The organism is Virgisporangium aurantiacum (assembly GCF_016863635.1).
Lineage (GTDB): Bacteria > Actinomycetota > Actinomycetes > Mycobacteriales > Micromonosporaceae > Virgisporangium > Virgisporangium aurantiacum.
In genome coordinates this window covers 1-2,510 of sequence record NZ_BOPG01000167.1, presented here as the reverse complement: position 1 = coordinate 2,510, position 2,510 = coordinate 1, and the positions used below count along the sequence as shown (strand labels likewise).

3 protein-coding genes and 1 pseudogene are annotated in these 2,510 nt (G+C 68.0%); 3 read left to right on the top strand and 1 reads right to left on the bottom strand.

Annotated features, from left to right (window positions below):
- Nucleotides 1-116: 116 nt before the first annotated feature.
- Nucleotides 117-266, bottom strand: a pseudogene (locus Vau01_RS62830) (UDP-N-acetylmuramoyl-tripeptide--D-alanyl-D-alanine ligase); the annotation flags it as partial.
- Nucleotides 267-554: 288 nt separating this feature from the next.
- Here Vau01_RS62830 and Vau01_RS62825 point away from each other — a divergent pair.
- The 3 genes from Vau01_RS62825 to Vau01_RS62815 all read left to right on the top strand — a co-directional run bounded on the left by Vau01_RS62825 (nucleotide 555) and on the right by Vau01_RS62815 (nucleotide 2,277).
- Complete coding sequence (locus Vau01_RS62825) at nucleotides 555-728, top strand: hypothetical protein (protein WP_204015399.1); 174 nt, start codon at nucleotides 555-557, stop codon at nucleotides 726-728.
- A gap of 69 nt (nucleotides 729-797) precedes the next feature.
- Complete coding sequence (locus Vau01_RS62820) at nucleotides 798-1,091, top strand: hypothetical protein (protein WP_204015396.1); 294 nt, start codon at nucleotides 798-800, stop codon at nucleotides 1,089-1,091.
- 232 nt (nucleotides 1,092-1,323) lie between these two features.
- Complete coding sequence (locus Vau01_RS62815; protein ID WP_204015393.1) at nucleotides 1,324-2,277, top strand: NAD(P)-dependent alcohol dehydrogenase; 954 nt, start codon at nucleotides 1,324-1,326, stop codon at nucleotides 2,275-2,277.
- Nucleotides 2,278-2,510: the final 233 nt, after the last annotated feature.

The window sequence follows — 2,510 nt, the reverse complement described above, 5'->3', positions numbered from 1 at the left end:
TGGGCCGAACGTGCGGATGGGCTGGTCGGCCTTCAGCTTGATGAACTGCCGCATGGCGATCGGTGTGCCGAAGATCGACACGATGAACGCGACGACGCCGGCGACGAATACCGCCCTCATGTAGTGGTCTTTTCTGGCCGCAACGCGTCGACCACCTGCCAGGTGCGGTACCGGGAACCCTTCACCAGCACCACGTCACCCGGCCGGAGTTCGGCCGTGAGCCACGCCAGCGCGGCATTCTGATCGGTCACCTCAACCGCCTCCCCTCGAACAGGTACCGATGCAAGGCGAGATCCTCGTGATAGCCCTCGATGGGAACCGCGTCAACATCCACACCGACAGCATGCCGTGGGCGGTCGACCGAGGTGTCGCCCAGATCCGGTCTGCTGGTTACCGACCCGCCGCGCGGCGAAGCAAGCCGCCCCGAACCTGGCCGCGATCTTGGCCGAACGCCTCAACCGGGCCATCGAGGATGACTAATTAGCCGCCTGGAGCACCTGGTCCGCGGCCAGTTGGCGCCCGGCGTCGCGGTCAGCGGCCCGACCCGTGATGACATGATCGTCGCCGCCGTGGAGTTGCTGGCCGCCACCCAGCTCTCCGGCGAGGAACGCGAATGCTCGGCCGAGTGGGTCCTGCACGTGCGGCGGCTGCGTGGGGAGGGCTTGGACCTGCGGCGGACGCCCGGCCGCGAGTGGCTCGCCGCGTTACTCACCTATCCCGGACCGTAAGCCGACTGGATCGAGGCGCTGCACAACGGGTTTCGCCACCTGCTGCGCGCCCGCCGGACGATCGGCCCGGTGCTCGACCCGTTCATGGATGAGGTCTGGCTGACGGCGTGCGACGCCGGCGTGAGCACCGCCATCGAGAAAGCCTCCACCGCAAACCCGCTGTTCCCCCAGCGGGTCGTCGAGATGTGGCACCATGAGGCCGCCGCCGTACCACCCTCGACACAGATGCCCAACATCGTGGCCCAGCGCGTCGAGGGGGCACTCCCGGCCGCCTTCAACGACCCGCTGACGGTGCGCACGGCGTTGGCGATCCACAACCGTCGACCGGGATCCCACGCAGGTCAAATTGATCCCACTAGCTGACGGCGCACTGTCATGCCGCTGACCGCGCGCTGGGACGGCACGGAATCGGGAATCGGAGTCGGCCGCGAGTGCGTGTGGTGGCCGGACCGAGCCGTGGTTGACCGGGTGTACGGGCCGTCGCCATCGGAGGCCATTCTCGTCGTCCCGGCGTGCTACAGAAGGGTGAGGCCGCTGGTGCTGGGCGTGTCGGGTATGAGGTTGGTGTGCTTCACCGAGGGTGAGGGGTGGGCGGATGAGGGCGGTCGTGTACGACAGGTACGGGTCTGCAGACGTGTTGCGGATCGAAGATCTTCCCAAGCCATCCCCTTCGGGCCGGCAGGTGCTGGTCAAGGTCGCGGCGACATCGGTCAACCTCAGCGATTGGGAGACCCTGCGGGGTTCGCCGCTGTATTCGCGTATCGGTGGGCTTCGTACACCGGCGCGCCGGACGCTGGGTTCGGACATCGCCGGATGGGTCGACGCTGTCGGTCCGGCCGTCACCCGGTTCCGGCCCGGTGACGAGGTCTACGGCGACAACCTCCTGCTCAAGGGCGGCTTCGCGGAGTATGCGATCGCCCCCGAGTCGGTGCTGGCGCACAAGCCCACGGCTCTGACCTTCGCCGAGGCGTCGACGGTTCCGCAGGCGGGCGTGATCGCACAGCAGGGGACCGACGGCGCCGCGGCCGGGCAACGGATTGTGATCAACGGTGCCGGCGGCGGTTCCGGTTCGTTCGCCATTCAGCTCGCCAAGCGTCTCGGCGCCGAGGTGACCGGAGTGGACAACGCGAGCAAGCTCGACTTCATGCGGTCGTTGGGCGCGGACAAGGTGATCGACTACCGGAGTGAGGACTTCACCCGCAGCGGTCCGTACGATCTCATCCTCGATCTGGTGGCGCATCGATCGGTGTTCGCCTACCGTCGGGCGCTGGCACCGGGTGGTCGTTATCGGTGCGTTGGCGGATCGGTGCGGACGCTGCTGCGCGTCCTGACGATCGGCTCGGTGGCCGGTTGGCTCACGCACCGCCGGCTCGGCGTGCTCGCGGTCAAGGAAGGGCCGGCGCATTTCGAACCGGTCGCCGACCTCTGCGTAGCGGGTGACCTCGCCGTCCACATCGACCGCACCTTCACCCTCGACCAGGTCCCCGAGGCCCTGGCCTATGTAGGCGAGGGACGCGCCCGCGGCAAGGTCGTCGTGACAGTGACCTGACCGCCGTGCCGCGTCCGGTTACTCGGCAACCGGATCTCAGACATCTCGCCCGGCGGGACAGCGGGGCCGCTCGGACGCGGTGGCCCTCGGCACGCTCATCGCCTCGACGACTCGTTCGCCATCCGCGGCAGGCGAACCCACAGCAACGGCGCGCCGAACATCGCCTTTACCGCCGTCCTGGGCCGCAACGAGTATCCGGATCTGCCGCGCTGCGGTGCGTGTCAAGATTTTTT

Coding starts and splice junctions, on each gene's coding strand:
- Vau01_RS62825 (WP_204015399.1), top strand. CDS start 555: ATGATCGTCGCCGCCGTGGAGTTGCTGGCCGCCACCCAGCTCTCCGGC.
- Vau01_RS62815 (WP_204015393.1), top strand. CDS start 1,324: ATGAGGGCGGTCGTGTACGACAGGTACGGGTCTGCAGACGTGTTGCGG.